The organism is Ruegeria sp. BC7 (assembly GCF_056539165.1).
On sequence record NZ_JBQFUL010000003.1, the window covers coordinates 365,732 to 391,922 of the forward strand.

The window sequence follows — 26,191 nt, forward strand, 5'->3', positions numbered from 1 at the left end:
AGCCGTTTTAGAGACAAAAACTCAGTGTTTGAGCCTGCATTTCGCCTATTGCTCGATGGGATCAAAAAGCCATTGCGCAAGATCGGAATACCGGCTTTCTGGGTCGCTCCAGCCCAAGATGGCATCTCGGATCGCGTCCGCACGGGCGCGCCCGAGGACCGGCTCGGTGAACTCCGTGTACTTGCCGATTACCTCATCACGGCGGAGGGGTGCTTCGGGGCCGCCGCGCGCATGGATGTCACCAGATTCGAGCACTCGACCATCTGTAGTTTCGATCCTGACATCCGCCCATCTACCATTTGGAAAGCGCGCGGAATGACGTTCAGCACTGGATACTTGGATACGCCGCATGAAGTCGGCCACATCAAGATCGGATAAACCAGCCCCCGAAATATGCTCGACCCCGATCCGCCCGTAAATCGCCTGAACCGCAACGGCGAAGGGAAGGGAATACTGCGCCTGAGACGTCGTTTCCGGCATTCCAGCGTACAGGCACGCTGCTTCGTCAAAACTGTTGATCTGGATAGATTGAATCTGATCGTGCGTCAGGCTGTTCGACGTCATGACCGCGCGAACTGCGTCAATCGCCGCATGTGCCCAGCGGCAGATCGGGTAGGGTTTCACATATTGATGTTCGACCTGCCAGAACTGCCCCAGATCGGCCCAATGAGACGCCGCAGACTGGGCTTCGATCGTGATGGCCGGAGCGCCGGTAAATCCCTTTTCGGCAAGAACCGCCGCGGACAGGCCAACCAGCGCACCCCAGCCAGAGCCATCGTGAAGCATCGTCGGGTTCGCAATTTCCCGCATCATCTGACTGCGCGGGCCGTGATATTCGGCGATCCCCATCGCCTGTCGCAATTGTTCCGGCGTATGCCCTCGCAGGCGCGAGGCCATTGCCGCCACACCCAGCGCATTCCACGCGCCCGATGTGTGATAGTCGCTGACCGACGCGTGCAACGACAACCCGGCGCGCCCGGCAACCTCGTACCCGGTGATAACGGCGGCCAGTGCCTCGGGCCCGGTCAGGTCGGGGCAATGCTCGGCCAAGGCCACTAACGCAGGCAAGACGACAACGCCGATATGCCCCTTGGTCGGGTTGTACCCGTCATGCCCATCCAGATTGTCGGTCTGAGTCGCCATCGCATAGGCCGCCCCTGCCATGCTGACCCGTCGACCATCGAACATCATGCGCGCGCTATACGCTTCCTGCGTGCTGGCATACAGCAAAGACGCCGTTTCACGGGCGATCACCCCAGCCTCCATCGGACCAGAGGCGATCAGGATACCCATCGTGTCCAGCATCATCAGAGCGGCTGCGTCCATCGCGCTTTGCGGCATCTGATCCGCTGTCCGGCGCAGCGCAAAATCCGCGACTTCGTCGAACGTCCCTGTCATTTTACCGGGTCCATCACCGGCTGCTTCACATCCCGAAGGCGCTGACCAGACGGGTCAAAAGGCGGTTCGGACAAAATCGTGGCTTTGTGCGGTTTTCCAAGGATGAATATAGTCACCGTATCTCCGGGTTGGGCAACCTTGGGGTCGGCATATCCAATCGCCAGAGACTTCCCGACGCTGTAGCCATATGCGCCAGAGGTCACCCGCCCAACCGGTGTTCCATCCGGGGTGAATATCGGCTCTCCGCCGGATGCATCGGCATTGGTTGCCTCCACTTCAAACATCGACAAAACCTCACGCGGGGCATTGTCTTTGACGGCCAGATACGCGTCTTTGTGCAAGAAATCCTTGTCCAACTTGATCAGCCCGGCCAACCCAACTTCTTGCGGCCAATATTCCTGAGAATACTCCCGCCCCCAGGAACCGTATCCCTTGTCAATCCGCAATGACCCCAACGCGCGACCGCCGACTGGACCCCCACCCAAGTCATGAGCTGCCTCCATAAGCGCTGTATAGAGCCTGATTTGATCTTCTTCGGCGCAGTGAAGCTCCCACCCCAAGTCACCCGTAAAGCTGACGCGGATGGCCAGACAGGGCACACCTGCAACCTCGATCCGGCGGGACCGCATAAAGCGGAACCCCTCGTTTGACAGGTCCGCATTCGTGAGGCGCTGTAACACGTCGCGCGACTTTGGCCCTGCCACGTTGAACCCTGCGATACGGTCTGTGGCGACGTCGAGCGTCGTTCCTTCGGGTAACTCGACCATGTTGAAGAACCGCTGGTGATAGCGTTCGGCCATGCCCGAACCGATCATCATGTACTCATCCTCGGCGGTTTTGGTGATGGTGAAATCGCCTGCAACGCCCCCACGTACCGAGATCAGAGGGGTCAGACAGGACCGCCCGATCTCGGTCGGCACGCGGTTGGCGACCAGACGATCCAGCCAATCATGTGCGCCGGGTCCCTTGATGACGTAGTTGGCGAAGTTCGAGATGTCGATCACGCCCACATTGTCGCGCAGCATCCGCACCTCGCGGCCTACGGGTTCCCACCAGTTCTGGCGTGTAAAGCCGTTGGTGTCGGTCACTCCGGGTTGGTCAGCAAACCAGAGCGGATGTTCCCACCCGCAGTTCAGACCAAAGACGCAGCCCATATCCTTTTGCATCTGATAGGCCGGGCGCACACGGGCGGGACGGCCTGCGCTGCGTTCTTCGTTTGGGAAATGGATGGCGAAGCGGTGCGTATAGGCGTCTTGGACCCGCGCCTTGGTGAATTTCTTGTCGGCCCAGTCGCCAAAGCGCGCCAGATCCCACGCGAACATGTCATATTGCGGCTCACCCTCGATCATCCATTGCGCAGACAGCAGGCCAAGACCACCAGATTGCGAGAATCCGGGGATGATCCCGGTGCAGCAGAAATAGTTCTGCAACTCGGGCACCGGCCCCCAGATCGCGTTGGAATCGGGCGACCAGATCATCGGGCCGTTGATCACTCGTTTCACACCAGCGGTCGCGGCGACTGGCACACGTTCGGTGGCACGAATGACGTTTTCCATGATCCGGTCCAGATCGTCGGGAAACAGATCATGGGCGAAATCCAGGGGTGTGCCGCTTTCGGCCCAGAACTTCATGTCTTTCTCATAAGCACCGATCAGCAGCCCGTTGCCTTCCTGCCGGAAATAATACTCACCATCCCGGTCGGCGATAGATGGCAGGCGGCGATCCAAGGCTGCGACCTCATCAATGGCTTCGGTGACGAAATACTGATGCTCGGTCGGTTGCAAAGGCAGCTCAATCCCGGCCAGCGCCGCAACTTCACGCCCCCAGAGACCGCCTGCATTGACCACCCACTGCGTGTGGATGTCCCCTTTCTCCGTGCGCACGATCCACGACCCATCCGGCAGCTGTTCAGTCCCTATTACGGGGCAAAACCGCTCAATCGTGGCCCCCTTCGCGCGGGCACCGGCGGCGTAGGCATGCGTCACGCCCGAAGGATCGACATTGCCGCCATCGGGTTCAAACATGATGCAGCGAATGTCGTCGAACTGCGCCAGCGGGTGCAGTTCCAACGCCTGTTCGCGACTGATCTCATGGAAATTCAGACCGTAAAACTTCGCCTTGGCCTCTTGCAGACGCAGTTGGTGTTCGCGGTCCTCAGTCTGCGCCAGATAGAGCGATCCCGACTGGAAAACACCGCAACCCTGCCCGGTTTCCTTCTCCAGCTCTTTATACAGGTTCATCGTATAGTGCTGGATACGGGTGATGTTGTTGTTGTCGTGCAGCCCGTGGATATTGGCCGCCGCGTGCCATGTGGACCCGCTGGTCAGTTCATCGCGTTCCAGCAGGACAACATCGGTCCAGCCGAGCTTGGCCAGATGATACAGGATCGAGCATCCGACCAGCCCCCCTCCGATCACAACGGCCTGAGCGTGGGTTTTCATGGGCTGACCTCCTGCTTGCGAACTTGGCGCTTGCAGGAAAGTCAGCCACAGGTCAGGGGCGGCTTATGCTCTGTTCCCGACGCGAAATGTCGAAAACAGAGTGTGAATGGCCGGTTTTGATCAGTAGGGTGCCTCGACATCGTTCATCGAGACATAGACGGTCTTCATCTCGCTGAAATGGTTGATCGCCAGTTTCGAGTTCTCGCGCCCGACGCCCGACATCTTGGAACCGCCGAACGGAGCCTCAACCGGGGCCAGGTTGTAGGTGTTGATATAGCAGGTACCCGCCTCAAACCCGGCCACGATGCGATGGGCGCGGGTCAGGTCGTTGGTAAAGACGCCAGCGGCCAGGCCGAACTCGGTATCATTGGCGCGGGCCAAGACTTCTTCTTCGGTGTCGAAATCCAGAACCGACATGACGGGGCCAAAGATTTCCTCACGCGCGATGGTCATGTCGTCGGTGACATCGGCAAAAACGGTGGGCTGCATGTAAAAGCCGTCGCCCTCGATTCGCTCGCCGCCATAGACCAGCCGTGCGCCCTCGGCTTTGCCTTTTTCGATATAGCCCAGCGCGATGTTCATCTGGTTTTCGCTGACCATAGGGCCGAAATTCACGCTCTCATCCAGCGGGTCGCCAATTTCCGCGGTGGCCAGACGTTCGGACAGGCGAGCGAGGAATTGGTCCTTGATGCCTTTCTGCACAAAGACGCGCGTGCCGTTGGAACAGACCTGTCCCGAGGAATAGAAGTTCCCCAAAATCGCGCCCGAAACGGCATTTTCGATATCGGCATCGTCAAACACGATCATCGGGGACTTGCCGCCCAGTTCCATCGTCACGTGTTTCATGTCGGCGGCGGCGGCGGCATAGACCTTGCGGCCGGTGGGCACCGAACCGGTTAGCGAGACCTTGGCCACGCGCGGGTCCGTCACCAGCGACGCGCCGACGTCTCCGTACCCTTGCACGACGTTGTAGATACCTTTTGGGGCACCGGCCTCGATCAGAATCTCGGCCACTTTCAACGCGGATAAGGGCGTGGTTTCCGACGGTTTGAACACCATCGCATTGCCACAGGCCAGCGCGGGCGCACCCTTCCAGCAGGCGATCTGGGTGGGATAGTTCCACGCACCGATACCAACACAGACGCCCAGCGCCTCGCGGATGGTATAAACGAAGTCACCGCCGCCCAGCGGGATATGCTCACCGGTCAAGGAACCTGCCAACCCGCCGAAATACTCCAGCGCATCGGCCCCGCTGGTGGCGTCGGCGACCAGCGTTTCCTGCAGAGGTTTTCCTGTGTCGTGCGTCTCAAGAAGGGACAGCGCGCGGTTGCGTTCGCGCATGATGTCAGCAGCACGGCGCAGAACCCGGCCCCGCTCGGTTCCCGATAGCGCAGCCCATTCACCCTGAGCCGTTTTTGCACTGTTTAGAGCCTGTTCTATAACCTCTGGCGTGGCGGAATGCAGCCGGGCGATAATCTCTCCGGTTGCGGGAAAGATAACGTCGATAGGGGCACCATTGGTGTCTTCGACGTATTCACCATTGATGAAATGGCTCGCCTTGGGCTGGAATTTCATGACCGGATCCTTTTCAGAAGTCTTTCCACCGGCTTTAACTTTTGTTGATTGATCAGTCAATAAACTTGAATACGGCAAACTCTCGCCGATGTGATTCGCCGTCCTCTTGAATAGAAAAGTTAATGTTCCATTTATGTTCTACATAGTCAGAGGAACATTCCGATGTCTTACGCCACGCAAAATACTGCTCTGAACGGCCCGTCAAACGACTATCACCTGCTGCCTGTCACCGATCAGCAAATGCGCTATGCGCGCGCGATCGCTCAACAAACAGCTTTGGAAATCCCCGTCGAGGCGCAACGGGATCGCCGGGCCATGTCACAGTGGATTTCAGCACACAAACCGCATGATCCATCGCCCTTTGCCAATTATCCAACCGGCAAGCAGGTGGCCTATGCCGAGCACATTGCCCGCGGCAAACGCAGGCAAATCCCGCAAGAGTGTTTTCGGGACAAACATGCGATGTCGCTGTGGATCGACCACAACAAATAGCGGATCAGTTTTCGCTGTGTGAACGGGCGTAAATCCCGACCGCTGCGGCCACAAACAGGCCCAACAGGATATAGCCGGTGATTGCCTCGGCCGCAGCCAAACCGCGACACATTCCGGCAGGGTGCAAATCCCCGAACCCAACCGTCGTGAAGGTCACATAAGAGAAATACAAAACGTCCGTTGGGCCGCGCGCGCCTACGACGCACAGGTCGTAATAGCCGAACGATCCATAGACAGCCGCAAAAAGAAAGGGGACGACCTGAATGAAGGAAATCCCCATCAACAACAGTTGCCGACGGGGTGACTTGACCTGAGTCATGTAATACCAGGTCTGCGAAACAAGCCAGATCGTCAGCAGAACCGTTGTAGCTGTGCCGATCTTGTCGCCTGCCGTGGTCTCGCTCAGCCGCGACAGCCCGTACCACGCGATGAAACTGGCGAACACCAATCCCAAGGCGGCGACCAAGGTCGATTTCCACTCTTCCAGAGTAGTCGGGTCGCGGTGCATGAAACCTCCGTCAATATGTGACACGGTCAATCATCGGGTCAGACGCGCATACCCGCAACCTGAAAAATCAGAGGTTTAGGTCGTGCCCAGATGCTCATGCCCGCGTTGACGCGCCAGACCGATCTGTTTCTGCCGCTCGCGAAAGCGCATCTTGTCAGCCTCGGACGTTTCATTGATGCACCGGTGGCAGGACACCCCATGCTCGTATTCCGAGCGCTTCATATCTTCGGGCAGAATGGGACGTCGGCACCCGTGACACAGGTTATGTGGCCCCTCGACCAGCCCGTGTCCGACGGACACGCGATTGTCGAACACGAAACACTCGCCCTGCCATGTGCTGTCGTCGGCGGGCATTTCCTCAAGATAGCGAAGGATGCCGCCTTTCAGGTGATAGACATCCTCAACCCCCTGCCCCAGCAGGAAGTTGGTCGATTTCTCGCAGCGGATGCCGCCGGTACAGAACATAGCGACGCGCTTGTTGTGGAAGCGGTCCTTGTTCTCCTCCCACCACGCCGGGAATTCGCGGAAACTGGCTGTTTCAGGGTCTATTGCGCCTTCAAACGTGCCAATCGCGACTTCGTAATCGTTGCGCGTATCGATCACCACCACATCGTCCGAGCGGATCAGGTCGTTCCAATCCTCGGGCTCGACATAGTTTCCAACGCGGGCGCGCGGATCGACATCCGGCTGGCCCATGGTCACGATCTCTTTCTTCAGGCGCACCTTCATCTTGCCAAAGGGCGGATGATCGGCGGTGGCCTCTTTCCACTCAAGATCCGCGCATCCCGGCAACGCCTTGATATGCGCCAGCACCGCGTCGATTCCGGCGCGGGGGCCAGCGATGGTGCCATTGATCCCCTCTCGCGCCAGCAGCAGAGTGCCTTTGACCGCTTGCGCGCGGCAAAGCTCTAGCAGAGGCTCGCGCAGGGCAGCGTGATCCGAGAATCGGGTGAAGTGATACAGAGCAGCGATGGTATACATGCGCGCGGTCTAAACCTGCATTCAAAGAGTCGCAAGGGACCGGATTGACGCCCCCCTGCTTGCCGCCTACCGATAGGACAACGCAAGGAGGCCGCAATGACCCACGCCCTGATCGTAATCGACGTCCAGAACGACTTTTGCCCCGGCGGTGCGCTGGCCGTGCCCGGCGGAGATCAGATCGTCGCCCCCATCAACGCGATGATGGGCGATTTCGACGCGGTGATCCTAACACAGGACTGGCATCCGGCGGGACATTCGTCTTTTGCCAGCTCTCATACGGGTAAAAACCCGTTTGACGTGACCGAGATGCCCTATGGCCCACAAGTGTTGTGGCCAGATCACTGCGTTCAAGGCACTGAAGGCGCCGCGTTTCATCCCGATCTACGCACTGATGGCGACTTGATCATCCGCAAGGGGTTTCGCAGCGCGATCGACAGCTACTCGGCCTTTTTCGAGAATGACCGGACCACACCAACGGGTCTTGACGGCTATCTGAATTCACGAGGGTTCACGAAACTGACGATGGTTGGATTGGCCACCGATTTCTGCGTCCATTTCTCGGCGGTCGACGCGGCTCGGCTTGGATATGACGTAAAAGTGCGCATGGACGCGTGCCGGGCCATTGATCTTGATGGATCACTGGGTGCAGCCGAAACCGCGATGCGCGACGCAGGCGTTACACTGATCTAGGGCGCTGACCCCGATTCAGCCAGGTACTTGAGGATTACGAAGATAACCACTGCCAACCCCAGCGCCAGCCCGATCCGGGCCGGAACCGTGCGACGTTCGGGCTTTTCCATAGAGCCACTGCGCGGCTTGGGCGTCCAGTCAGCGACTTGCCGACGCTGACCATTGCGCGGCCGCGCGGCTTTGACATCCATTAGAAACTGCCTGAAATCGAACTCACCACAATATTCGCCTTTCACTCCCATCTCTCGGATATTGGCGAACAGGGCACGCAGAATTCTTTCACGTTCGGCTTCGTCGCGAGGGCGATACAACCCGCTGGACAACTCGCTGCCGGTTGCGTCCAGGCCAAAGCCTGCATCCTGAAAAATCTTGCGAATTTTAGGAGAAGTAGCACGCAATGCATCAGCCGTTTTCACGTTGCGAAACATCGCACGCAAAACCGGTTTTTTCACAAAACCGTCACGGCCGGACTCTGCCCCCCCATCCCCCGGGTCGACTACAACGATGTCAAAATCGTACTCGAGAACCATTCACTATTTAAACCTCGTCTTCCCTTCCCACTTCTCACTAACAAGCGAAAAGATTTCACAATATGCTCGCTTTGTGACCTGACATTGTCATTGTCCCCAAACCAGCGACTCTTGCCATTCAACGCACCGATTGATCTAACAACGGAAATCGCAGGAGTTCCCCATGGTCGATATTGCGGCGCGCGTGTACAATCATAAATGGCAGATTGACCCGATTGTCCGGTCTTTAATCGACACAGATTTCTACAAACTGCTGATGTGCCAGTCAGTGTTTCGAAATAAGCCCCAAACGGATGTGGTGTTTTCGCTGATCAACCGGTCGAATCACATCCCCCTCGCCCAGCTTATCGACGAAGGTGAACTGCGGGAACAGTTGGATCACATCCGCTCGCTGAGCCTCAGCCGAGGCGAAAGCACATGGCTGCGCGGCAATATGTTCTACGGCAAACGGCAAATGTTCCGCTCGGATTTCATGGAGTGGTTCGAGAACCTGCGCCTGCCGCCCTACCATCTGGAACGCAAGGGTGACCAATATGAGCTGACCTTTGAAGGGAAGTGGCACGAGGTCATGCTGTGGGAAATTCCCGCTCTGGCCGTTCTGATGGAGCTGCGGTCGCGCGCCGTGCTGAACGATATGCGCCGGTTCGAGCTTCAGGTGCTCTATGCCCGTGCGATGACCCGCGTTTGGGAGAAAATCGAACAGCTCCGCGGGATTGAGGGGTTGGGCATCGCCGATTTCGGAACGCGTCGCAGGCATTCCTTTCTGTGGCAGGACTGGTGCGTCCAGGCCATGATCGAAGGGTTGGGACCTGCCTTCAGCGGTACGTCAAACTGCCTGATTGCCATGCGGCGCGAGGTTGAAGCCATCGGCACCAACGCGCACGAGCTGCCGATGGTTTACTCGGCGCTGGCTGATACCGATGAGGCACTGGCGCAGGCGCCGTATGATGTCCTCAGCGACTGGCATGACGAACATGACGGTAATCTTCGCATCATCCTGCCGGACACCTATGGCACACAGGGCTTTCTGGATCGCGCCCCTGATTGGCTGGCCGGTTGGACAGGTATCCGCGTGGACAGTGGCGATCCGGCCACCGGCGCGGAAACTGCAATCCAGTGGTGGAAATCACGCGGCGAGGATCCAATGGAAAAGCGAGTGATCTTTTCTGACGGACTGGACGTAGACAAGATTCGCGAGCTGCACGGCCAGTTTGCAGGACGCACCAAGGTGTCGTTTGGTTGGGGTACGCTCTTGACCAATGATTTCCGCGGGCTGGTGCCCGATGACGCGCTGGCCCCGTTTTCACTGGTGTGTAAAGCTGTTTCAGCCAATGGCCGCCCAACGGTCAAACTGTCGGACAACCCTGAAAAAGCCATGGGTCCGGCAGAGGAAATCGACCGCTACAAACGCGTGTTCGGAGTGGGCGCGCAAGAGTCGATCGAGGTGATCGTTTAGGCTCTAACCATGGTAACTTGCCACTGTTTTGAGTTGTGAGAACCCAAACAGCGCCTCAAATCCCTTTTCGCGACCATGCCCGGATTTTCCAACTCCGCCAAAGGGCAGTTCCACACCGCCACCGGCACCATAATTGTTGACGAAAACCTGACCCGAGCGCAGACGTTTCGCCAATCGCATCTGGCGTGCACCGTCGCGGGTCCAGATGCTGGCCACTAGGCCATAGTCGGTTCCGTTGGCAATCCGCACGGCGTCTTCCTCGGAATCGAAGGGAATCAAGACCTGCACGGGGCCGAATATTTCGTCCCGGGCCAACGCGTGATCAGGCGGAACGTCAGCAAACAGAGTTGGGCAGACATAAGCTCCATCAATCGGTGCGTGTTCAACAATGCGACCCTGCGCGGCAATTTTCAGGTCCGCACCCTTGGACAGAAACCCTTCGACGATATCCTTTTGACGGGCTGAAATCAGGGGGCCGACGCGCAAATCCTCATTCGCTGGCCCAACGATTAGATCGGTGTAGGCGTCGGCCATGCGGGATTTGACCTGCTCATACACCCCACGCTGCACCAGAATCCGGGACGAGGCCGAACATGTTTGTCCCGCGTTCTGAATTCCTGCGTTCACCAGAAACGGCAGGGCGGCGTCCAGATCAGCGTCGTCAAACACCAGTTGCGGGGACTTCCCGCCCAGTTCCAGCGTCACTGGCACCACATTGCGGCCTGCCGCCTGTTGCACCAACGCACCTGTGGCGACCGACCCGGTGAACGAGATATGATGCACGCCCGGATGAGCGGACAACGCTGCACCAGCCTCGGCACCCAATCCGGGCACCACGTTCAACGCACCTGCTGGCAACCCGGCCTCTTGCGCCAGATGTGCGAAGGCAAGCGCGGTCAGACAGGCTTCTTCGGCAGGTTTCAGGACACACGCATTGCCCATCGCCAGCGCCGCCCCGACCGAGCGGCCAATGATCTGCATAGGGTAATTCCACGGCACAATGTGACCCGTCACCCCATGCGGTTCGCGCAAGGTGTAGACGGTATAGCCTTCCAGATAAGGGATCGTCTCGCCCATGACCTTGTCGGCGGCACCGCCATAAAACTCGCAATACCGCGCCAGCGCCACGGCATCGGCGCGGGCCTGAGTCAGCGGCTTGCCAACATCCATCGCCTCCAAAGCTGCCAGATCATCGACCCGTTCCAGAACCAACTGACCCAGCCGCGTCAGGATGCGGCCCCGCTCCAGCGCTGTTTTACGGCCCCAGTCGCCGTCCAGGGCCGAGTGCGCGGCCTGAACCGCCGCGTCGATATCTGCGGCCTCACCGCGGGCGATGCGGCAAATCTCGGCCCCATCGGAAGGATTGACCAAAGGCAGCGTGGACCCCGAGGTAGGATCGCCCCATGCGCCACCGATCAGGCAGTGGGTTGGGTTGAACCAGAGAGGATTGGGCATTTCGATCTCCTATTTCGGCTCTAACATTAGAAATTAGGCAACCTGACTGCCAATATCTGGCAGGATGGGCGCGGCGTTGATCAGGGTTCGGGTATAGGGGTGCTGCGGATCAGAAAAGACCTGCTCGGTCTCGCCCTGCTCAACAATCTTACCGGCCTGCATCACCATAACGCGGTCGGTTATCGTTCTGACAACGCTGAGATCGTGGCTAATAAACAAATAGGTCAGGTCATACGCGGCGCAAAGCTCGGCCAGAAGGTCGAGGATTTGCGCGCGTACGGACACGTCGAGCGCCGAAACCGCCTCGTCAAACAGGATCAACTCGGGCCGGATGATCAAGGCGCGGGCAATGGCGATGCGCTGCCGCTGACCGCCGGAAAATTCATGGATGTACTTGTCGGCATCTTTGGGGTTGAGGCCCACGGCACTTAGCATTTCAGCGATCAAGTCCTGACGCTCGGCCCCTTTGGGGGGAGTGTCCAATACGTGAAACGGCTCTGTGATCAACCGCGCAACCCGGTGGCGAGGGTTGAAACTGCCGTAAGGGTCCTGAAACACCACCTGCATTTTTCGCCGAACGGCCGGGTTGGGCTTGTGGCCCGCAAAAACGGGTTCCCCGTCTAGTCGGATGTCCCCGGCCTGAACGTCCTCTAGCCCCAATATTGCCCTTGTTAGGGTCGATTTTCCACAACCGGACTCACCGACCAACCCCAAACGCTCGCCACGATTGAGGGTGAAACTGACCTGATCAACGGCGCGGTGATGACCGGGTGTATCAAACAAGCCTTTCCGGGGAAGGCGGTAGTCGCGGACGACCTGCGTAACCTCCAGCAACGGGCGCGGGCTTATCGTGTCGGGCAGGGAAACCTTGTGACCGGACGCCTCGAACAGCATGCGCGTGTAGGGGTGCTGCATGTTGCGCAACAGGTTTTCCGTGGCCCCTTCTTCAACAACTTCGCCATGACGCATAACGACGATCTTGTCGGCCAGATCCGCCACAACCGCCAGATCATGGGTGATCATCAGCAGACCCATGCCATACTCGCTGACCAACCCCCTGAGCAGATCGAGGATTTGCGCCTGCGTGGTGACATCCAGCGCTGTCGTGGGCTCATCCGCGATCAACAGGGTCGGGCGCAGCGCAATGGCCATGGCTATCACGACACGCTGACGCTGACCGCCCGACAACTCGTGCGGATAGCGGGTCAGGGGGAACCGATCAGGCGGCAGGCCCACACGGGTCAGAACCTCCTCGGCGCGTTCGCGGGCTTGCGGGCGGGGCATCGCCTTGTGGATCAGGATAGTCTCCATCACCTGATCCCCGATGGTCTTGACCGGGTTCAACGCGGTCATCGGCTCTTGAAACACCATTCCGATCGAGGCGCCGCGCAGGGCACACATGTCCGCCTCGGGGCGGGTCAGCAGGTCAAGACCGTCCAGCCGGATCGCGCCCTGCGTTTGCGCCCCGTTCGGCAGCAGGTTCATGACGGACAGGGCCGTCATGGACTTGCCCGAGCCGCTTTCACCCGTGACGGCCACGATCTGACCCGGGTCGACGGACAGACTGACCTGTTTCAGGATTTCAACCCCGTGGATCGACAGGGACAGGTTCTTGATGTCCAGCAAGCTCATGCGCGCGCCACCCTTATCCGGGGATCCAGCCAATCACGCAGGCCATCCCCCAACAGGTTCAGGCCCAGCACGGTGACGATAATCGCAAACCCCGGAATCAGAGCCAAATGCGGGGCAAAACTGACCATTGTCTGTGCGTCGGCCAGCATCCGACCCCAACTGGGCGTTGGCGGTTGCGCCCCCAGACCGACATAAGACAGGCCCGCCTCGGCCAGAATCCCAAGCGAGAACTGAATGGTTCCCTGCACGATCAGCAAATTGGCGACATTGGGCAGGATGTGTTCGGCTGATATCCGGGCAGCGCCCTTGCCCGACACGCGCGCGGCGAGGATGAATTCGCGCTCCCACAGGGACAGCGCCGCGCCGCGAGTGATGCGGGCGAAGACGGGGATGTTGAAAATGCCAATCGCGATGATCGCGTTGACCGCCCCAGCCCCGAACACGGCGGTGATCAGGATCGCGATGACCAGTGAGGGAAACGCAAATACCAAATCGTTGCCGCGCATTATTAGCTCATCCAGCCACGATCCTTTGCGCGCTGCTGCGGCCAATCCAAGCGGCACGCCAAGCGCCATACCGATGCCCACCGCGACTAAGGCCACTGCAATGGACGTTCGGGCACCGACCATAATCATGGAAAACATGTCACGGCCAAAATGATCCGTTCCGAACCAGTGCTGCGCATTTGGCGGTTGCAGCTTGTCCGGGATGCTCAGCGCCGCATAGTCGTAAGGCGTCCAGACAAACGAGACCAACGCCGCCAGAACAACCAGCGACGACAAAGCCGCGCCAAGGATCAGGTTGCGGCTCATGTCCGGCTCCTCAGGCGAGGATCGACGGCGGCATAGGCCAGATCGACCAGAAAATTCACGGTGATGACTGCAAACACCAGCAGCATGACCACCGATTCCACCACGATCAGGTCCCGGGCAGAGATCGCCTGAAACACCAGCCGACCGAGGCCCGGAAGGTAGAACACCTGTTCGATGATGATCGAACCAGCCAGCAGGAAAGAAAATTGCAGCCCGATTATCGTCAGCACCGGAAGCAGCGCGTTGCGCACGCCATGCCTCCACAATGCCTGTCGGCGCGATAACCCCTTGGCACGCGCCGTCCGCATGAAATCTTCGCCCAGAATATCCAGCAAGGATGACCGCATCACTCGCGCCAGAATCGCCGCTTGCGGCAGGGCCAGCGCGATAGCGGGCAGGGTTAGGGAATGCAGGCCAATCCAGAACCCGGTGTCCCACCCTGCGAACCCTCCGGCGTTGAACCAGCGCAGGTTGATGGCGAAGATCAGCACCAGCATCATCGCGAACCAGAAATTGGGAACTGCGATGCCCAGTTGCGTGGCACCCATCACGGTCAAATCCCCCGGCTTGCCCCGGCGCGCGGCGGCATAGATTCCAGCGGGAAAGGCAATCAGGGTCGACAGGGTCAGCGCGTATAACGCCAAGGGCAGCGACACCCACAACCGATCTGCGATCATCTGTGAAACCGGTGTGCGATATGTGTAGGAGGTTCCGAAATCCCCCACCAGCATCCCGCCAACCCAGCTAAAGTAACGCTGAAGTTTCGAGCCATCCAACCCGAGTTCTTGGCGTAGCGCGGCCAGCGTGTCCTCTTGCGCGTTGACGCCTAGCATAAAGGACGCGGGATCGCCGGGGGCAACCTCGATCACCGCAAAAATGACCACCGAGGCCACAGCCAGGCTGATCATCAGGGACATCAGACGTTTCAAAGCATAACGGAGCATTGAAGCCACGTTAGGGTCACATATGGCGCGGGTCCAGCACCTAAGGTATCAGAAGATAGGCAAAAACCGCGTAACCGACGATGGCCGCATAACCCAGCGGGTAAATCCACTTGATCGCATAATTGTCCAGTTTACGCGCACCGTTTTCCCGACCTGATACTTTTAACTTTCGCAGGGCCACGTTGAACACGATCAAAGCCCCGGTCATCAGGAACATGCACTGCAGAACGAAATCCAGAAAAGTCAGGTATCCCAGCTTGGGCAGATCGGCCGAGATTGCCCAGTTAAAGGCCACAAACACCAGAAGGTTGCCTCCGGCGATTTCGATCCGTCTGCGGTATTCGTCCAGAAAGAACAGCGCCCAGCCGACCGTGATCAGCACCAACATCGGAAGGAAAACACGGATCACATAATAGGTCAGGTGACGGCTGCCTTCAAAAACCAGCGCAATCTGATCACTTTCTTGCCCCGACAGTCCCGGAACCGTCGATACTTCAACACGGGCATTTCCAAGTACCCACTCTTCCTCGCCCAGCATGTCGCCCAGGCCCGAGTGGTCCTCAAGTGGATAGTAGGACACGTAGTCCGAGGGAAAGATCGAGACGACTTCAAAGAAGAAATCCTGCGTGTCGAACGGGTATTTGCGAAAATCGAAATGCGGAGCCTGCAACGTCAGATTGGACTTCTCGACATAGACCACCCGACCGTCATACCGCAGCGAGGCGGCGGACTCGTGTATCCACTTGTTGGATTGCTGGTTGTGAATGACAAAGGCGGGCAGCACGGCCCCGATATTTGCCGCATGGTCGGCCAGGGCAGGCGGACTAAAAACCCTGATATCACGACCCAATGCCTGTTGATCAAAGGCCAGTGCGGGGTCCGTCCATTCCACCCGCAACACAACAACCGCGCCGTAATTCTCGGCCTTCTGATCAACGCTGGTGATCTGGTCGATCCAGATGCCGATGCCAACTTGCAGAGGGTTTTCCGGCGTGCCCGCCAGCGCATCCAATCGACCCCCAAGCGCGTTTTGCGCCTGAACCTGACCGACAGACGAAAAGGTCAGAAAGGCGGTCGCAACAAATAAGCAGAATATGCGAAATACCGTCATAGCAAGGCTTTTTAGGCAATTGCAGTTTACCGGGGCCGCCTATTGCGGCCCCGAAGCGATTACTCGGACCAACTGATCGCCGTCAGGTCAATGGCGGCCGTTGGCGCGTTTTCCCACAGACCCTGAACCCCGGCTTTGGCGACGCCCAGTTTGGCAAGCTGGAAAAGGTATCCGTTGACATAGTCATTTGAGATCAGGCGCTGAGCTTCACCCAGCAGCTTTTTACGAGCGTCCGGATCAGTGGTGCCGTTCAGAGTCTCCATCAATGTCTGGAAATCGACGCTGTCATACTGGAAATAGTAGTCAGGCCGCGCGTAGATACCGATGTCCATCGGCTCGGTATGGCTAACAATCGTCAGGCCAAAATCCTTACCCTTGAACACGGATTCCAGCCATTGCGCCCATTCCACGTTGATGATTTCCGCCTGTATTCCAACTTCGGCCAGTTGTGCGGCGATGATCTCGCCGCCACGGCGCGCGTAGGAAGGGGGCGGCAGGTGCAAAGTGATTTCAAACCCGTCTGCGTACCCAGCCTCAGCCAACAACTGTGCCGCCATTTTCGGGTCGTATGCCGAGTTACCCGTCAGATCGACATAGGCCGGGTTATGCGGAGCAAAATGAGTTCCAATCGGCGTTCCGTAGCCAAACATGGCTCCGTCGATTATGGCCTGCCGGTCAATCGCATGAGCCATTGCCTGCCGCACCAAAATGTCATCGAAGGGTGGCTGTTTGTTGTTGGTCGAAAGGATGGTCTCGCCTTCGGTTGATCCAACGAGCACCTGGAACCGCGGGTCGGCCTCGAACTGAGGCAGATTTTCAGGCGCAGGGAAGTTGTCAAACACATCCACATCTTCGGCCATCATCGCGGCAAAGGCAGCAGTCGGGTCCGAGATGAATTTGAATGTGGCAGTCTCAAGCGCTGGTTGTTCACCCCAATAATCTGGGTTGCGGTTCAGCGTGATGCTGTCGCCCTGAACCCATTCGCCAAAGGTGAAAGCTCCGGTTCCGACAGGGTTGGTCTTGATTTTATCGATACTCTCGGGGGCCACGATCACCGCGTCACCCCAAGCCAGATTGAACAGAAAGTTCCCGTTCGGAGCCGACAGCGTGACCTTGACGGTCAGGGGGTCCACGACCTCGACGCTTTCGATGCCGGCAAACAGGGCTTTTTGCGCGTTGGCGCTGTCTGCGGCGGTGGCGCGATCAAGGGTGAACTTGACGTCTTCGGCATCCATCGCCGTACCATCATGGAACGTAACCCCGTCATGCAGCTTGAAGGTGTAAACCGTGCCGTCCTCGGAAATCTCCCAGCTTTCGGCCAGGCCGGGCACGACAGAGCCATCCCCCATGAACCGCGTCAGACCTTCAAATATATTCGTGTACACAACCGAATCGATAGCCTGCGCCGCGGCGCTGGTCGGGTCCAGATGCGGTGGTTCCAGTTGCATGGCGATGGTTATGTCGGACTTGGCCAAACCCTGCGTCGCGAACAGGCTGACGCCCACCGCAAGGGCCGAGGCGAAGGACCGAAACATCTGCTTTGTCATAGAAATAACTCCCCACTGAATATCCGCGGCCCCGTATTTTTCCGGGCCTTTCCAAGACCAATGTCACTTTAAACCTTAGGTCAATCAAGGGATTGTTGGCGCAACCGGGGTTTCTTAGCCCATGTCCGATCTGCTATGCCGCGCTGCAACATGAATCCCGGAGGAGCGATCATGAGCGCCACCGCCCGCAAAAAGGCACCAAACGCAGAGGATATCCGCGCCCGCAAAGGGGGCGAACCTCTGGTCAGCCTGACCGCCTATACCACGCCGATGGCACGGCTGATGGATGACCATTGCGACTTTGTTCTGGTGGGCGACAGCGTCGGTATGGTGCTGCACGGTCTGGAATCGACCCTTGGGGTGACGATGGAGATGATGATCCTGCATGGTCAGGCCGTATCGCGCGGTTTGAACAACGCGATGATGGTCATTGATATGCCTTTCGCCAGTTACGAGCATTCGCCAAACGAAGCTTTCCGCAACGCCGCCCGCCTGATGGCCGAAACGGGCGCAGGCGCGGTCAAGTTGGAGGGCGGCGTCGAGATGGCCAAAACCATCCGCTTTCTGGTCAAACGCGGCATCCCGGTGATGGCGCATATCGGCCTGACGCCGCAATCCATCAACACGCTGGGCGGCTACAAGGTGCAAGGCCGGGATGACCAGGCCGAGGCAGTTCTGGCCGATGCCCGTGCCGTTGCCGATGCAGGCGCGTTTTCTGTTGTGCTTGAAAAAGTTCCACAACGGCTGGCCGACCGAATTACGGCTGAAATCGCGATCCCCACGATTGGCATCGGTGCCTCTGCCGGGTGTGACGGTCAGATTCTGGTGGTGGATGACATGGTCGGCTTTTTCACCGCCTTCAAACCAAAATTCGTCAAACGCTATGCCGAGCTTGGCCCGCTGGCGGAATCGGCCATTGCGGAATACGCCGCCGAAGTCCGTGCGCGGACTTTTCCAGCCGAGGAACACGTGTTCTCAGATCAGGCTCCGGCTAAAGGACAAACTAAATGACTGCCCCTATCCTTCGCCGCCTGACGGATCTGCGCGCGTTGACAACTCAATGGCGCAATAATGGTGAAACGATCGGCGTCGTACCCACGATGGGCGCACTGCATCAGGGGCATCTGTCGCTGGTCGAGGCGGCCAAGGCGGGCTCGGACCGGGTGATCGTGACCATTTTTGTGAACCCCAAACAATTCAACAACCCCGAGGATCTGGCCAAGTATCCGCGCACCGAAAACGAGGACGCGCAGAAACTTGTCCCTTACGGCGTCGACGCGATCTACGTGCCCGAGCCCGAGGAAATCTATCCGCAGGGATTCGCCACCACCGTTTCCGTCGCGGGCCTGACCAATGTGATGGAAGGCGAGTTCCGTCCCGGCCATTTCGATGGCGTGGCCACCGTGGTCGCCAAACTGTTTCTACAAACGCAGGCGGATCGCGCGTATTTCGGGGAAAAAGACTATCAACAACTGATGGTCGTGCGCCGCATGGCACGTGATCTGGACATTCCGGTCGACGTGATCGGCTGCCCCACGGTTCGCGAACCCTCGGGGCTGGCGATGTCGTCGCGCAATCTGCGTCTATCGCCGGAAGGGTTGGACATTGCCGCCAACAAACACCGGATCATGCGCGCGCTTGCTAAGGAATTGGCCGATGGTGCGCAATTTGACACTTTGGGCGCGCGGGCCGAAACCGAACTGCTGGCCGCGGGGTTTACGCAGGTCGAATATATTCAGCTACGCTGCGCCGAAACGCTTGAGCCCCTGACCCATGCATCACGCCCTGCGCGCCTGTTTGCAGCAGCCTGGGCGGATGGTGTTCGGTTGATCGACAATATTCCTGTCTGATCGCTCTGGTACGTTCGTAACCGTTTGCGCTAAAGTCCCGCAAAACGAAACGGGAGGGACGCAGGCGTGACCTTTATTCTTGCCATTGATCAGGGCACTACATCATCGCGGGCCATTTTGTTCGACGCGGATATGCAACGCGTGGACACCGCTCAGCATGAGTTCACGCAGCACTTTCCGCAGGAAGGCTGGGTCGAGCATGACCCCGAGGAGATCTGGGACAGCGTTCTTCGGGTCTGCCGCGAAGTGATGGACAGTGCCGGTGTGACGCCGGATCAGATCGCGGGTATCGGGATCACCAATCAGCGCGAAACCACCGTCGTCTGGGACCGTGCCACGGGCAAGCCGATCCACAATGCCATCGTCTGGCAGGACCGCCGCACCGCCGAGATATGCGCCCGTTACAAACAAGCTGGATGCGAAGACGATATCACCGTCCAGACTGGTCTGCTGCTGGACCCGTATTTCTCGGGAACCAAGGTCAAATGGTTGCTGGATACCGTGCCGGGTGCGCGGGACAAGGCCGAAGCCGGAGAGCTGATGTTCGGCACCATCGACTGTTTCCTGATCTGGCGCCTGACCGAAGGCCGCAGCCACGCCACCGACGCCACCAACGCCGCCCGAACCCTGCTGTTTGACATCCACAAGGGCGAATGGAGCGCCGAGATTTGTGATCTGCTGGATGTTCCGATGAATATGCTGCCCGAGGTGCACGACTGCGCCTCGGACTTTGGAACAACAACCCTGTTGGGCGGCGAGATTCCCATTCTGGGCGTTGCGGGTGATCAGCAGGCCGCGACGGTCGGGCAGGCGTGTTTCAAACCGGGCATGATGAAATCCACCTATGGCACCGGGTGCTTTGCGCTTTTGAACACCGGGTCACAGCCGGTGGAATCCAAGAACCGCTTGCTGACAACCATCGCGTACCAGTTGAACGGTCAACGTACCTACGCTCTGGAAGGGTCAATCTTTGTTGCCGGTGCCGCTGTGCAGTGGCTGCGCGATGCGTTGCAGATCATCGAGTCTGCCGCCGAAAGCGGTGAGCTTGCGCTGCAGGCGGACCCAAACCAGAACGTCGTGCTGGTGCCTGCGTTCACGGGGCTGGGTGCGCCCTACTGGAAACCGGATTGCCGGGGGGCTGTTTTTGGTCTGACGCGCAACTCTGGTCGCGCCGAGTTTGCGCGCGCCACACTTGAAAGCATCGCCTACCAAACGCGCGACCTATGGCACGCCATGCAAGGGGACTGGGGCCAAGACACCAAAGTTACTCTGCGCGTAGACGGCGGGGCCAGCGCATCGGACTGGGCCATGCAGGGGCTGGCTGACTATCTTGGCGCAGCAGTCGACCGCCCTGTCATGCAGGAAACGACAGCGCTGGGCGCTGCGTGGCTGGCCGGAATGCGTGCGGGGATTTACCCAAAGCAGCACGAATTCTCGGAAACTTGGGCGCTGGACCGCAGATTTGAACCCGAACTGTCCGAGGAAGAAAGGGATGCCGCTTACGCCCGCTGGCAGCGCGCAGTTTCCGCAGCAATGGCATTCTAAGGCAGCAGAAGGGTCAACTGTGATCCTTCAGCAGCCGCTGCTTTTGACGTGACCAATCGCGCTTGGCTTGCGTTTCACGCTTGTCGTGGGTCTTTTTACCCTTGGCGATACCGATCTTAATTTTCGCGCGGCCCTTGTGATTGAAATACAGAACCAGCGGCACCAGCGTCATGCCCTTGCGCTGGGTCGCATTCCACAGGTTCGACAGCTCTTTGCGCGACACCAACAGCTTGCGACGGCGGCGTTCCTCGTGCTTGAAGACTTTGGCCTGCTCGTAGGGCGCGATGTAGCTGTTGATCAGCCATAACTCTCCGTCGTCGACCGACGCATAGCTTTCGGCGATGTTCGATCCGCCAGAGCGAAGCGATTTGACCTCGGACCCCTCCAGCACGATGCCGCACTCGATATCTTCCTCGATCGCGTAATCGAAGCGCGCACGCCGGTTTTCGGCGATCACTTTGTAATTCGGGTCTGTCTTCTGCTTGGCCATGACGCGTTGATTTAGGCGGCTTGGCCGGACCTTGCAAGCCCAGAGCGGCTTGTGATCGTTCTGGACGGTAAGACGTCGCCTCTGCCTATCGCCTTTTCCGAAAACTCGTCCAAGGTGAAACGCGAACCCAAAAAGCGCTCAGGACTTGGCCGAGATGATCAAATCGGGGCCAAATATGGTGTCAGCGTGGTTGTGAAGATATATCTTCAGCCACGGCGTGAACCGGGCCGGATGGCGCTGAACCTCTGCCAGAAGATCGTGATAGTCGATCCATCGCGTGTCCATCACTTCGTCTGGATTGGGCTCTACTTTCAACGGGCCGCGGACATGGGCCAGAAAAATATCGACCACCTCGTGTTCGATCATGTTGTTGCCGACATCCGCGTGATATTCCAGCCGGTGCCGGTACTCGGGGTATAGCCCGGTGATCCCCAGTTCTTCTCGCAGACGACGAACAGCACATTCCGAGGGCGTCTCACCCCAGTCGGGATGGGTGCAACATGTGTTGGCCCAAAGGCCGGGTGTGTGGTACTTGCCCATCGCCCGACGCTGCAGCAGAATTTCTGTCCCTCGGACGACAAAGACAGATACCGCCTTGTGCCGCAGTCCTTTTTCATGCGCCTCGAGCTTGTCCACTGGGGTCAACTCGCCATCAACCCAGGCCGGGATCATGATTCCCATTTGGTGTCTCCTGCTGCCGATCCCTCTGAACGGCCGGGTTTCATATTCTGGCCGTGACCGGACCGGCTTGGCTTTGCGGCTCCATGCGCGGGGCGCATGTAGAACCGCGCAAAACCAAGGTGGCGCTGATCCATCTGGTTATCAACCGCACGAAAGGCCGCAGGTGCTGCGGCCTTTTGGTTTCTTACAGGTTGCCCGGTTTCAGACGTTATTCACCCGAAACGCTGACGATATAGGCGTAAACGTCCTCGGCGCCCGACTTCAATCTGAACGTCATCTTGGACTTTGCAGACGTTTCATCCAAATAGGATTTCAGGAATGCCTTGGGGTCCTGCGCGTACTCGACAAAGGTTGTTTCGTCCCAGACCAGACCCTTTTCACCTGCGGCAACAAGGCTATCACCGTATTTGAACCCGTCGACAGTGCCCGCTGTGCGGCCCGCGATACCATAAAGGTTCGGACCGGTTTTGCCGCCTTTGACAATCACTTCTCCTGCAGGGTCGGCGATCAGGTGGCATGACTTGCACTTGTTAAACGCCTTTTTGCCTGCTTCTGCGTCGCCTTCAGCATAAGCGGGGATGGCCAGCAGACCCATAATTGCGGTGGCGAGGATGCGATTCATTGCTTTGCTCCGATACAAATTGGCTGTTCCGAATGGAACCCTGCACAGGCACAGAGTCAACGCGCAGATTGCCGCGTACGAAGGTCGGATTTCGCTTGCGTCACGAGGCGGAATCGTCCTGGCCATTGTGCTCGGACCAGCATGGCAAAAGGTCTCCTGGCGCGGGCGTCGCCAGATAGACGGCGCGGGCGATTGCGCGCGCCAGGCAGATCGAAGCCGCATGACCTATCATACCCAACTCGGAAGGATCATGGCCAATCTCGCGCGATCCAGTGCTAACCCCAAATACCAAATCGCCGTCCCCTGGCGTATGCGCCGGAACGATGGCCCGTGAGATACCGTCATGCGCGGCTACGGCCATACGCTGACATTGAGTCTTGGACAGGGCGGCATCCGTCGCGACGATCGCGATCGTCGTGTTCGCGTCTTCTGGCGAGGCCGGATGCATGGCTTGCGCCTTGCGGCTGAGAACTGCCCGCCCCAGACCCGAGGAGCCGTCAGGGCCGCACCCGCCGAATTCATCCTCGATTTCAAAGGGGGCAGCCCAGAAATGCCGCTCACCCGGCGTGGTAACACTGCCCAAGGGGTTCGCGGCGACCAAGGCACCCACGGTCACACCGCTGGACAACACAAGCGAGGCTGATCCCAATCCACCTTTATGCATCGCTGCCAGCGCCCCGGTTCCTGCACCGACACTTCCCAGTTTGAACTGTTCTGCGGCGACTTGAAATGCGCGTTGTCCCAATCCTCGGTACGGATTTTCAGCCCATGTTTTTTCGCCGCCGTTCAGCAGGTCAAACAGGATTGCGCCGGGTACGATGGGGACCACCGCGCGACCCACCTGGAACCCGCGCCCTTGCGCGTGCAGCATGTCCGAAACGCCGGAACAAGCGTCCAGACCAAAGGCCGAGCCACCAGACAGAACAATCGCATCCACCCTGTCCACGGATTTGTCCGCAGCCAGCAGATCAGTTTCGCGCGTGCCCGGTGCGCCGCCCATGACATGAACTGACGCTGTGAACGGCGACTCGGCGGTTAAGACGGTCGCGCCGGATTTCAGGGTATGATCCTGCGCGTTGCCGACCAAAAGGCCGGGGACATCGGTGATCAGGTTCTTTGGTCCAGGGATCATGTGTTTCTTTGACGTTTAGGCCAGTAAGCGCGCAAGCGCGCTGCCTCCGGCGGGGATATTTTTGGCCAGATGAAGCGCGGATCAGATACAGCGGCCACCGTCGACCTCCAAAGCGGTACCGGTGATCATGCTGGCCTCGTCCGAGCACAGGAAACACGCTGCGTTTGCCATGTCTTCCGGTGTGGAAAACCGGCCCAGCGGTATCGTTGACAAAAACTTGGCGCGTATTTCGGGCGTGTCCTCGCCCATGAAGGATTTCAGCAGGGGCGTTTCCCCCGCGACCGGGCAGATCGCGTTGACACGCACGCCTGAAGGCGCAAGTTCCACAGCCATCGTTTTCGTTGCAGTGATCATCCAGCCCTTTGACGCGTTATACCAGTTCAGGTTCGGTCGCGGTGATAATCCGGCGGTCGAGGCTACGTTCAATATGGCGCCTTGCTGTCGCGTCTTCATTTGCGGAACAAAGGCGCGAGCGGTCAGGTAGACTGACTTCATATTCACGCGGTAGACCTTGTCAAAGTCGTCCTCGGCCACGTCCTCGAGCGGGGTCGGCAGATGCGTAACACCCGCATTGTTCACCAAGATGTCCAGATGCCCGAATGTATCTGCCACAGTGTCCGCCATTGCCCTAACGGACGCGCCATCAGCCACATCGACCTGTTGCGCGCTGGCCTGCGCCCCGAGTGACGCAGCCATGTCATGGGCCGCTTCGCCGTTGATATCAGCGATCATCACGCGCGCGCCTTCGGACAGGAACTTTTGGACGATACCTGCCCCAAACCCCGAGGCACCACCGGTCACGATAGCGGTTTTTCCTTCTAGCCTCATAACCTTGCCTCCCAGTCGTCTTTACGCGCCAGAGTAGCAAGGCACCGCGAACTTTCCAGATTAATCTTCCGACACCCGACCCCGCAGCGCCTTAACGTCAGAGCGTGCCTTTTTCGCTGCCAGTCGCCGTTTAACCGAACCGTAAGTGGGTTTTGTCGCGATACGCCGTTTCGGTTTCACCAATGCGCGCGCGATCAGTTCTGCCAACCGAGCACGGGCAATGTCGCGATTGCGCGCCTGCGATCGAGTTTCCTCGCATTGGATGATGATTGCGCCATCCTTGGTCCACCGACGCCCGGCCAGCCGTTTCAGTCGGTTTTTGACTGGATCAGGCAACGAGGGCGAGCGCGCCGCCTCGAACCGCAGTTCAACCGCAGTTGAAACCTTGTTCACGTTTTGCCCGCCGGGACCGGAGGAGCGGACGAAGCTCTCGGTCATTTCCCAATCCTGCAGGATTATTTCGTCGGTAATGCGCAACATGGGGCGGACCTTAACGGGCGGACACGAAAACAGAAAGGGCCGCCCCGATGGGACGGCCCTACGAAAGTTCAGGAGATGGGTCGGTTAGATCAATCGACCAGCCGGAGCGAGCGCTCCGCCAAGGGCTGCCTTAACAGGCGATCCCCCCGGTTGTTCCGACACCTCTCTCCAATCTCTTTCTCGACACTGGATCACCTCCTTATCTATCTGTTGCGGTTGATAAGGATGGTGACACAAGATGCGCCATTCTCAAAGCACTTTTTACGCGGGCTGCGCGGACAACCGCGCAACGATCACTTTGAACGGGATCAGTGCGATCAGCGCCAGCGACAGTTTCACCAGCCAATCAGCAAAGGCCAGCGTGACCCACAGCGGCGCCATCGGCCCCGACAGCATGAAGGGCACCGGTTCCCACGCCCAGTTGATCGCGGCATCGGCATTTGCGCCGAAGACGGTGACCGAGGCTGAGAAGGCCAGGGTGAAGAAGATCGCTGTATCCAGCGCAGATCCGACCAACGTCGAGACCAGCGGTGCGCGCCACCAGCGGCCACCGCGCAGCGAATTGAACACGGTGACGTCGGTCAGTTGCGCGATCAGGAAGGCAGTGCCCGAGGCCACGGCGATGCGCAGCGGCACGGCAGCATAGGTGAAGCCGTCGCCTTGCAGCATGATCTGGCTGCCGATCAACGAACAGATGATGCCGGTGACAAACCCCGCGAATACGACCTTGCGGGCCGGACCCACGCCATAGACGCGGTTCATGATGTCAGTGACCAGAAAAGCCAGAGGATAGGTGAAAGCACCCCAGGTCAACAGACCGTCCAGGATGAGGAACTGGACCAGGATGTTCGAGGCCACAACAATGGTGGCCATGGCAAGAATGCCGGGTAGATAGCTGCGTTGCATTTTCAGATGCCCGTTTTGACAAGGTAGCGGCGACTTGGCCAAGGGACCGTCCCAAGGCAAGCCGCGCTTCTAGACGCTTGATCGG

The 26,191-nt window shown here is 58.7% G+C and carries 25 protein-coding genes; 6 read left to right on the forward strand and 19 right to left on the reverse strand.

The genetic code is table 11. The features are described from left to right. Nucleotides 1-45 precede the first annotated feature (45 nt). The 3 genes from ACR0KS_RS10830 to betB all read right to left on the reverse strand — a co-directional run bounded on the left by ACR0KS_RS10830 (nucleotide 46) and on the right by betB (nucleotide 5,414). The gene (locus tag ACR0KS_RS10830; RefSeq protein ID WP_170564078.1) at nucleotides 46-1,398 is read right to left on the reverse strand and encodes an MmgE/PrpD family protein; all 1,353 of its coding nucleotides are present in this window, start codon (nucleotides 1,396-1,398) and stop codon (nucleotides 46-48) included. Further along, on the reverse strand, nucleotides 1,395-3,839 hold the full coding sequence (locus ACR0KS_RS10835; RefSeq protein WP_170564081.1) for an FAD-dependent oxidoreductase: 2,445 nt from the start codon (nucleotides 3,837-3,839) through the stop codon (nucleotides 1,395-1,397). The genes ACR0KS_RS10830 and ACR0KS_RS10835 overlap by 4 nt, the downstream gene beginning before the upstream one ends. Nucleotides 3,840-3,959: 120 nt before the next feature. Then, complete coding sequence (gene betB, locus ACR0KS_RS10840; RefSeq protein WP_170564084.1) at nucleotides 3,960-5,414, reverse strand: betaine-aldehyde dehydrogenase; 1,455 nt, start codon at nucleotides 5,412-5,414, stop codon at nucleotides 3,960-3,962. Between the two features lie 162 nt (nucleotides 5,415-5,576). Between betB and ACR0KS_RS10845 the strand changes: the two genes are divergently transcribed. After that, nucleotides 5,577-5,906: a hypothetical protein gene (locus tag ACR0KS_RS10845; protein ID WP_170564086.1), complete on the forward strand. Its 330-nt coding sequence runs from the start codon at nucleotides 5,577-5,579 to the stop codon at nucleotides 5,904-5,906. Between the two features lie 4 nt (nucleotides 5,907-5,910). Here the strand turns inward: ACR0KS_RS10845 and ACR0KS_RS10850 are convergent, their stop codons facing one another. Continuing rightward, entirely contained in the window at nucleotides 5,911-6,414 is a 504-nt protein-coding gene (locus tag ACR0KS_RS10850; RefSeq protein WP_170564089.1) for a potassium channel family protein, read from the reverse strand. A gap of 75 nt (nucleotides 6,415-6,489) precedes the next feature. After that, nucleotides 6,490-7,395 carry an oxygen-dependent tRNA uridine(34) hydroxylase TrhO gene (gene trhO / locus ACR0KS_RS10855; RefSeq protein ID WP_170564092.1) on the reverse strand — a complete coding sequence of 302 codons (906 nt, stop codon included), beginning with the start codon at nucleotides 7,393-7,395 and terminating at the stop codon, nucleotides 6,490-6,492. 96 nt (nucleotides 7,396-7,491) lie between these two features. Here trhO and pncA point away from each other — a divergent pair, with 96 nt between their 5' ends. Further along, the gene (gene pncA, locus ACR0KS_RS10860) at nucleotides 7,492-8,085 is read left to right on the forward strand and encodes a bifunctional nicotinamidase/pyrazinamidase (protein ID WP_170564094.1); all 594 of its coding nucleotides are present in this window, start codon (nucleotides 7,492-7,494) and stop codon (nucleotides 8,083-8,085) included. On the opposite strand, the gene ACR0KS_RS10865 is transcribed toward pncA, so the two are convergent. Then, nucleotides 8,082-8,615: a hypothetical protein gene (locus ACR0KS_RS10865; RefSeq protein WP_170564097.1), complete on the reverse strand. Its 534-nt coding sequence runs from the start codon at nucleotides 8,613-8,615 to the stop codon at nucleotides 8,082-8,084. The two genes, pncA and ACR0KS_RS10865, sit on opposite strands and share 4 nt — an antisense overlap. A gap of 163 nt (nucleotides 8,616-8,778) precedes the next feature. On the opposite strand from ACR0KS_RS10865, the gene pncB reads away from it, so the two are divergent. Continuing rightward, the gene (gene pncB, locus ACR0KS_RS10870; protein ID WP_170387799.1) at nucleotides 8,779-10,071 is read left to right on the forward strand and encodes a nicotinate phosphoribosyltransferase; all 1,293 of its coding nucleotides are present in this window, start codon (nucleotides 8,779-8,781) and stop codon (nucleotides 10,069-10,071) included. A 3-nt stretch (nucleotides 10,072-10,074) separates the two neighbouring features. Here the strand turns inward: pncB and ACR0KS_RS10875 are convergent, their stop codons facing one another. The 6 genes from ACR0KS_RS10875 to ACR0KS_RS10900 are packed head-to-tail and all read right to left on the reverse strand — an operon-like array spanning nucleotide 10,075 to nucleotide 17,572. After that, nucleotides 10,075-11,526, reverse strand: a complete 1,452-nt coding sequence (locus tag ACR0KS_RS10875) for an aldehyde dehydrogenase family protein (protein ID WP_170564100.1) — start codon at nucleotides 11,524-11,526, stop codon at nucleotides 10,075-10,077. Nucleotides 11,527-11,559: 33 nt separating this feature from the next. Then, nucleotides 11,560-13,158 (reverse strand): dipeptide ABC transporter ATP-binding protein, encoded by a 1,599-nt coding sequence (locus ACR0KS_RS10880; RefSeq protein ID WP_170564103.1) that lies wholly within the window; start codon nucleotides 13,156-13,158, stop codon nucleotides 11,560-11,562. Continuing rightward, nucleotides 13,155-13,970, reverse strand: a complete 816-nt coding sequence (locus ACR0KS_RS10885; RefSeq protein ID WP_170387805.1) for an ABC transporter permease — start codon at nucleotides 13,968-13,970, stop codon at nucleotides 13,155-13,157. Before ACR0KS_RS10885 ends, ACR0KS_RS10880 begins: the two co-directional genes overlap by 4 nt. Further along, nucleotides 13,967-14,914, reverse strand: coding sequence for an ABC transporter permease (locus tag ACR0KS_RS10890; RefSeq protein WP_480693201.1), 948 nt, complete (start codon nucleotides 14,912-14,914; stop codon nucleotides 13,967-13,969). Before ACR0KS_RS10890 ends, ACR0KS_RS10885 begins: the two co-directional genes overlap by 4 nt. Before the next feature lie 40 nt (nucleotides 14,915-14,954). Continuing rightward, nucleotides 14,955-16,025 carry a ligand-gated ion channel gene (locus tag ACR0KS_RS10895; protein WP_170564110.1) on the reverse strand — a complete coding sequence of 357 codons (1,071 nt, stop codon included), beginning with the start codon at nucleotides 16,023-16,025 and terminating at the stop codon, nucleotides 14,955-14,957. 59 nt (nucleotides 16,026-16,084) lie between these two features. Then, nucleotides 16,085-17,572 (reverse strand): ABC transporter substrate-binding protein, encoded by a 1,488-nt coding sequence (locus tag ACR0KS_RS10900; RefSeq protein WP_170564112.1) that lies wholly within the window; start codon nucleotides 17,570-17,572, stop codon nucleotides 16,085-16,087. A 171-nt stretch (nucleotides 17,573-17,743) separates the two neighbouring features. On the opposite strand from ACR0KS_RS10900, the gene panB reads away from it, so the two are divergent. The 3 genes from panB (at nucleotide 17,744) to glpK (ending at nucleotide 20,967) form a co-directional block, all read left to right on the forward strand. Beyond that, nucleotides 17,744-18,583, forward strand: a complete 840-nt coding sequence (gene panB / locus ACR0KS_RS10905) for a 3-methyl-2-oxobutanoate hydroxymethyltransferase (RefSeq protein WP_170564115.1) — start codon at nucleotides 17,744-17,746, stop codon at nucleotides 18,581-18,583. Further along, a complete protein-coding gene (panC, locus tag ACR0KS_RS10910; protein WP_170564118.1) occupies nucleotides 18,580-19,422 on the forward strand; it encodes a pantoate--beta-alanine ligase in 843 nt (280 codons plus the stop codon). The genes panB and panC overlap by 4 nt, the downstream gene beginning before the upstream one ends. 66 nt (nucleotides 19,423-19,488) lie before the next feature. Continuing rightward, complete coding sequence (gene glpK / locus ACR0KS_RS10915) at nucleotides 19,489-20,967, forward strand: glycerol kinase GlpK (RefSeq protein WP_170564121.1); 1,479 nt, start codon at nucleotides 19,489-19,491, stop codon at nucleotides 20,965-20,967. 13 nt (nucleotides 20,968-20,980) lie between these two features. On the opposite strand, the gene smpB is transcribed toward glpK, so the two are convergent. The 7 genes from smpB to ACR0KS_RS10950 all read right to left on the reverse strand — a co-directional run bounded on the left by smpB (nucleotide 20,981) and on the right by ACR0KS_RS10950 (nucleotide 26,106). Further along, complete coding sequence (smpB, locus tag ACR0KS_RS10920) at nucleotides 20,981-21,457, reverse strand: SsrA-binding protein SmpB (RefSeq protein ID WP_170387819.1); 477 nt, start codon at nucleotides 21,455-21,457, stop codon at nucleotides 20,981-20,983. A gap of 138 nt (nucleotides 21,458-21,595) precedes the next feature. Further along, nucleotides 21,596-22,138: an isopentenyl-diphosphate Delta-isomerase gene (gene idi, locus ACR0KS_RS10925; RefSeq protein ID WP_170387821.1), complete on the reverse strand. Its 543-nt coding sequence runs from the start codon at nucleotides 22,136-22,138 to the stop codon at nucleotides 21,596-21,598. 208 nt (nucleotides 22,139-22,346) lie between these two features. After that, nucleotides 22,347-22,760 (reverse strand): cytochrome c family protein, encoded by a 414-nt coding sequence (locus ACR0KS_RS10930; RefSeq protein ID WP_170483496.1) that lies wholly within the window; start codon nucleotides 22,758-22,760, stop codon nucleotides 22,347-22,349. Between the two features lie 100 nt (nucleotides 22,761-22,860). Next, entirely contained in the window at nucleotides 22,861-23,892 is a 1,032-nt protein-coding gene (locus ACR0KS_RS10935; RefSeq protein WP_170564124.1) for a P1 family peptidase, read from the reverse strand. Between the two features lie 81 nt (nucleotides 23,893-23,973). Next, the gene (locus ACR0KS_RS10940) at nucleotides 23,974-24,720 is read right to left on the reverse strand and encodes an SDR family oxidoreductase (protein WP_170564127.1); all 747 of its coding nucleotides are present in this window, start codon (nucleotides 24,718-24,720) and stop codon (nucleotides 23,974-23,976) included. Nucleotides 24,721-24,780: 60 nt separating this feature from the next. Beyond that, nucleotides 24,781-25,200, reverse strand: coding sequence for an alternative ribosome rescue aminoacyl-tRNA hydrolase ArfB (arfB, locus tag ACR0KS_RS10945; protein WP_170564130.1), 420 nt, complete (start codon nucleotides 25,198-25,200; stop codon nucleotides 24,781-24,783). A gap of 261 nt (nucleotides 25,201-25,461) precedes the next feature. Continuing rightward, a complete protein-coding gene (locus ACR0KS_RS10950; protein WP_170564134.1) occupies nucleotides 25,462-26,106 on the reverse strand; it encodes a queuosine precursor transporter in 645 nt (214 codons plus the stop codon). Nucleotides 26,107-26,191: the final 85 nt, after the last annotated feature.